The organism is Terriglobia bacterium (genome assembly GCA_020073205.1).
Classification (GTDB): Bacteria; Acidobacteriota; Polarisedimenticolia; order Polarisedimenticolales; family JAIQFR01; genus JAIQFR01.
Window position 1 is genome coordinate 1 of sequence record JAIQFR010000177.1, and the last position, 5,172, is coordinate 5,172.

Below are 5,172 nucleotides of genomic sequence, written 5' to 3' on the forward strand. Positions count from 1 at the left end.
TGACCGTCATCCTGGCGTCGTTCTTCCTCGGCGGCCTGTTCGCGGAGCTGATCCGCACGAAGCTCCTGACGCCCGGCAACAGCGCCCTCATGAAGCCGGACGCGTACAACCAGATGTTCACGCTGCACGGCGCCATAATGATCTTCCTCTTCGTGATCCCCGGGATACCGGCGTCGCTGGGAAACTTCGTGCTGCCGCTGATGCTCGGCGCCAAGGACGTCGCCTTCCCCAGGCTCAACCTCGCGAGCTTCTACATGTGGATCGCGGGGGCGGTTCTGGCCCTGGTCTCCATGGTCACCGGGGCGGTGGACACGGGGTGGACGTTCTACACCCCGTACAGCACGACCACCAACACGAACGTGATCATGATGGTCGCCGGCGTCTTCGTGCTCGGGTTCTCGTCGATCTTCACGGGTCTCAACTTCGTGGTCTCGATCCACAAGCTCCGGCCGGCGGGGATGAGTTGGTTCAAGATGCCGCTCTTCCTCTGGGGGATCTACGGGACGGCGATCCTCCAGATCATGGCGACGCCCGTGCTGGGGATCACGTTGCTGCTGCTGATCGCGGAGCGCGCCCTCGGAGTGGGCATCTTCGACCCGGCGCTGGGCGGCGACCCGGTGCTCTTCCAGCACTTCTTCTGGTTCTACTCCCACCCGGCCGTGTACATCATGATCCTGCCCGCCATGGGCGTCATCAGCGAGCTGGTGTCCGTCTTCTCGCGCAAACACATCTTCGGGTACAAGTTCATCGCGCTCTCGTCGATCGCCATCGCCGTGATCAGCTTCCTGGTGTGGGGCCACCACATGTTCGTGGCCGGGCAGTCGAACCTCGCGAGCATGATCTTCAGCGCGCTCACGTTCATGGTGGCGATCCCATCGGCCGTGAAGGTGTTCAACTGGATCGCCACGATGTACAAGGGCTCGATCTGGCTCGCCACGCCGATGCTCTACGTCCTCTCTTTCCTGTTCCTGTTCGGGATCGGCGGGCTCACCGGCCTCTTCCTCGGCGCCCTCGCGGTGGATGTGCACCTGCACGACACCTACTTCGTGGTCGCCCATTTCCACTACGTGATGTTCGGCGGCACCGTGATCGCGTTCCTTGGCGGACTGCACTACTGGTGGCCGAAGATGTTCGGGCGGATGTACAGCGAGCTCTGGGGACGGATCGGCGCTCTCCTGGTGTTCATCGGGTTCAACACGACGTTCTTCACCCAGTTCGTGATGGGGAGTCACGGGGCGCCGCGCCGCTCCTATCACTACCTGCCCGAGTTCGAGGCCTACCACCGACTGTCGACGATCGGGGCGTACATCCTCGGCCTCGGGTTCCTGATCATCGCGGCGTACCTCATCCACTCGCTGCTCCGGGGGCGTCTTGCCCCGGCGAACCCCTGGGGCGGCGCGACGCTCGAGTGGCGGACGACCTCGCCCCCTGCGCACGACAACTTCGCGACCACACCGGTGGCGGGCGACCCCTACGACGTCGAGGCCTGGCGGTACGAACGCGCGATCGGTGGCTTCGTGCCGAGGGCGGCGGACGACGCGCCGGCGGTCGGGCCGGCGGCCGGGTAGGGAGGAGCAATGTCCGATACCCATTCACCGTCCGTCACAAAGGAATCGCTGTCATTGCGAGGAGTCCCGCCTCCGGCGGGACAGAGCCTGCCCCGAGGAGGAGCGAAGCGACGACGTGGGGGAAGCAATCCCGTCAACGTCGGCGAGATCGCCACGGCCGGCTCGCCGTACTCGGGGGCCTCGCGATGACAACGAAAACGCTACGTGTGAACGGGAAGCAGCATGAGGCGACCAAGGAGGGCGGAGTGGCCGACGCGCACGCGGGTCACCTCGCGCATCACTTCGACACCGCCGAGCAGCAATTCGAGTCGGGAAAGCTCGGGATGTGGATCTTCCTCTCCACCGAGATCCTGCTGTTCGGAGGGTTGTTCTGCGCGTACGCCGTGTACCGCTCCAACCACCCCGAGATCTTCGTCTACGCGCACAGGTTCCTCGACAAGGGTTTGGGGGCGCTCAACACCGCCGTGCTGATCTGTTCGAGCTTCACGATGGCGCTCGCCGTGCGCGCGGCGCAGTTGGGACGCCAGAAGCAGCTCGTCGGCCTCCTTCTCGCCACGATCGCGCTCGCGGGCTGTTTCCTCGGGATCAAGGGGATCGAGTACGAGCACAAGTGGAAGGAGGGCCTCCTCTGGGGCAAGCGCTACCACGCCCGCCTCGAGCAGCCGGCCGCCGCGGCGATGCCGGCTGCGAAGCCTTCGCCGGCGCCGGTGGCGAACCCCGACGAACGGTCGCTGATACCGCCCGCCGCCGTCGGCCCCCGCGGCCTGGCCGTGCCGGGTCGGGCGGCGACGCCGGAGGGTGGGGAGAAACCGCCGAACGACGTCCAGGTGTTTTTCGCCGTGTACTTCCTGATGACGGGGCTCCACGGCGTCCACGTCATCGCGGGGATGGCCCTCCTCGCGCTGATGGTGCTGCGGGCGGTGCGGGGAGAGTTCGGACCCGCCTACTTCACGCCCGTGGACCTCACAGGGCTGTACTGGCACCTCGTGGACTTGATCTGGATCTTCCTGTTCCCGCTGCTGTATCTGATCAGGTGAGGAGCGGAAGAGGGAAAAGGGGAAAGGTCAAAGGGAAGATGGAAAGAGGAAAAGGGAGAACGGAAAAGGTCAAACGGGAGAAGGCGAGAGGAAGGCGGGCAGGTCGCGATGACGAATGTGATTCCATGCAACAACGCTCTGGCCAGACGGGAGACGCGCCCGCACCCGTCCGGCGTGTGTTTGTCGTTCCTTTTACCTTTTACGTTTACCCTTTTCCCTCGCCCCGACCAGTGGAGCGCTGAATGACCGAGACGACGCATACGCCTAGTGACCTGGTCGCCCACCCGACCGTGGGGCACGTGGTGCCGTTCAAGGTGCTGGCTGGGGTATGGCTGACCCTGCTCGCGGCGACCGTGATCACGGTGGCCGTGGCCGGCGTGGATCTCGGCACCTTCAACCTGGAGATCGCGATGGCGATCGCAGGCGCGAAGGCCACGCTCGTGGTGCTGTACTTCATGCACATGCGCTACGACCGGCCGATCCACGCGATCGTCTTCGTTGCCGCCCTTCTGTTCTTCGCCCTCTTCGTCTCGATCGCGCTGCTCGACTCCCACGCCTACGCCCCCGATCTCATCCCCGACTACGCCCCTGGGCTCCTGAAATGAGTGCGACCCCATCCAGCGACAACGGCCGGCGGCCCCCGGTGCCGCTCGGGACCGGCCTTCTCGGGATGAAGCTCCTGGTCCTCGCGCTGTCCATGCTCTTCGCCGCCTCGATCTTCGGGTATCTCGTGATCCGCAGCCGGGCCCCGGTGTGGCCTCCGCCAGGGGTGCCGCGCCTGCCCTCGGCGTTGTGGATCAGCACACTCATCATCGTGATCTCGAGCTTCACGATGCAGGGCGCCGTCAGGGCAGCTCGACGGAACCGCCAGGCCGCCCTGCGAGCCGGCATGGTGCTCACAACGCTGCTCGGGGCCGCTTTCCTCGTCTCGCAGACGCTCAACTGGTTCGCACTCGTCGCCGCCAACCTCACCGCTAGAACCAACCTCTACGGCTTCACCTTCTACATGCTCACAGGCCTGCACGCGGCCCACGTCGTCGGCGGGTTGGTCCCGCTCGCGATCGTGACCGCGCGCGCGTGGGCCGGGCGATACACGGCCGTGGCTCATGCGGGAGTCGCGTACTGTGCGGTGTACTGGCACTTCCTGGCGGCGGTTTGGATCGTGATGTTCGGGATCCTGGTCGTCTTCTAGTCTTCAATGGCGCCGCCGATGGCGGCTCGGTTCTTGCGTTGCGCTCGCGCAACTGTCATTGCGAGCCCCGCCACAGGCGGGGTGAAGCAATCTCGTTGTCACCATGAGATTGCTTCATCGTCCCGCCCTCGCCGGCGCGGCTACCCGCCGCTCTCCAGCACCCTTGCGGCCCCCACGCCAGTGTCATTGCGAGGAGCGCAGCGACGAAGCAATCCCGTCCCCCACCGTGTGCCCAACCACCTCCTGGAGGACATCGAGATTGCTTCGCTTCGCTCGCAATGACAACTCGGGCGGGGCCAGGATCCGCCCGCACATTGTTCTCTGCCGGCGGCGCGTCTACCCGCACGCCCGCGCTGGGAGAGGATGCGGCGCCAGGGGAGCGGAGGGGGTGAGGAGCAGAGGAGCGAGGCGCCGAGGGTTTGCTGCTTGCTCCTCCGCTCCCCTGCACCTTTACCCCTCTGCTTGTCTCTTCGGACCCCTGACCCCTGACACCGGACCCCCGTCTTTCGTGCGACAATCTCATCTCGTGAACGCACAGGAGTTCATCAGCAAGTGGCGCCGCGTCGAGCTGCGGGAGCGCCAGGCCTCGCAGGAGCACTTCCTCGACCTGTGCGCGCTTCTCGGCCAGGACCCGCCCGCGAAGGCTGACCCGATAGGGGAGTCGTTCTGCTTTGAGCGGGGCGCCGGCAAGGAGAGCGGCGGCGACGGCTGGGCCGACGTCTGGAAGAAAGGGTGCTTCGGCTGGGAGTACAAGGGCAAGCACAAGGACCTCGACGGCGCTTACGTCCAGCTTCTGACCTATCGCGAGTCGCTGGAAAATCCGCCGCTGCTCGTGGTCTGCGACATGGACCGCATCGTGGTCCACACCAACTTCACCAACACGCCGAACCGTGTGCACGAAGTGCGGCTGGAGGAGCTGGACACGCCGCGCGCTCACGAGATCCTGCGCGCGGTGTTCTTCGAGCCCGACAAGCTCAAGCCCGGCGTGACCAGCCGGACGGTCACCGAGGAGGCGGCGCGCCGCATCGGCGAGATCGCCCAGTCGCTGCGTGAGAAGGGCTCCGCCGGCGAGGATGTCGCCCAGTTCCTCGACCGCCTGGTGTTCTGCATGTTCGCGGAGGACGTAGGCCTTCTCCCCGAGAAGCTGTTCTCCCGCCTGGTCGAGAAGTCCCGCCGCGATCCCGCGCGCTTCGGCAAGCTCGTGACTGACCTGTTCGCGGTGATGGCGCAGGGCGGCGACTTCGGCGCCGACACCATCCGCCGCTTCAACGGCAACCTCTTCAACAACGGCGCGCCGATCGCCCTCTCCGAGGACGAGGTCTCCGCGTCGCCGGCGGCGAGCACGCGCGAGTCGCGGGCCACCTCGCGCGCGAAG

General features: G+C 66.0%; 5 protein-coding genes. All 5 read left to right on the forward strand.

Translation table 11 applies throughout. From position 1 onward, the window contains the following. A partial coding sequence (locus LAO51_19915) for a cbb3-type cytochrome c oxidase subunit I (protein ID MBZ5641012.1) occupies positions 1-1,568 on the forward strand: 1,568 nt, incomplete at its 5' end. Positions 1,569-1,891: 323 nt separating this feature from the next. After that, positions 1,892-2,605, forward strand: coding sequence for a cytochrome c oxidase subunit 3 family protein (locus tag LAO51_19920; protein MBZ5641013.1), 714 nt, complete (start codon positions 1,892-1,894; stop codon positions 2,603-2,605). A 242-nt stretch (positions 2,606-2,847) separates the two neighbouring features. After that, positions 2,848-3,210 (forward strand): cytochrome C oxidase subunit IV family protein, encoded by a 363-nt coding sequence (locus tag LAO51_19925; GenBank protein ID MBZ5641014.1) that lies wholly within the window; start codon positions 2,848-2,850, stop codon positions 3,208-3,210. A gap of 38 nt (positions 3,211-3,248) precedes the next feature. Then, entirely contained in the window at positions 3,249-3,797 is a 549-nt protein-coding gene (locus tag LAO51_19930; GenBank protein MBZ5641015.1) for a cytochrome c oxidase subunit 3, read from the forward strand. A 526-nt stretch (positions 3,798-4,323) separates the two neighbouring features. Continuing rightward, positions 4,324-5,172, forward strand: an 849-nt coding sequence (locus LAO51_19935; protein ID MBZ5641016.1) for a class I SAM-dependent DNA methyltransferase, incomplete at its 3' end; no start/stop codon positions are given.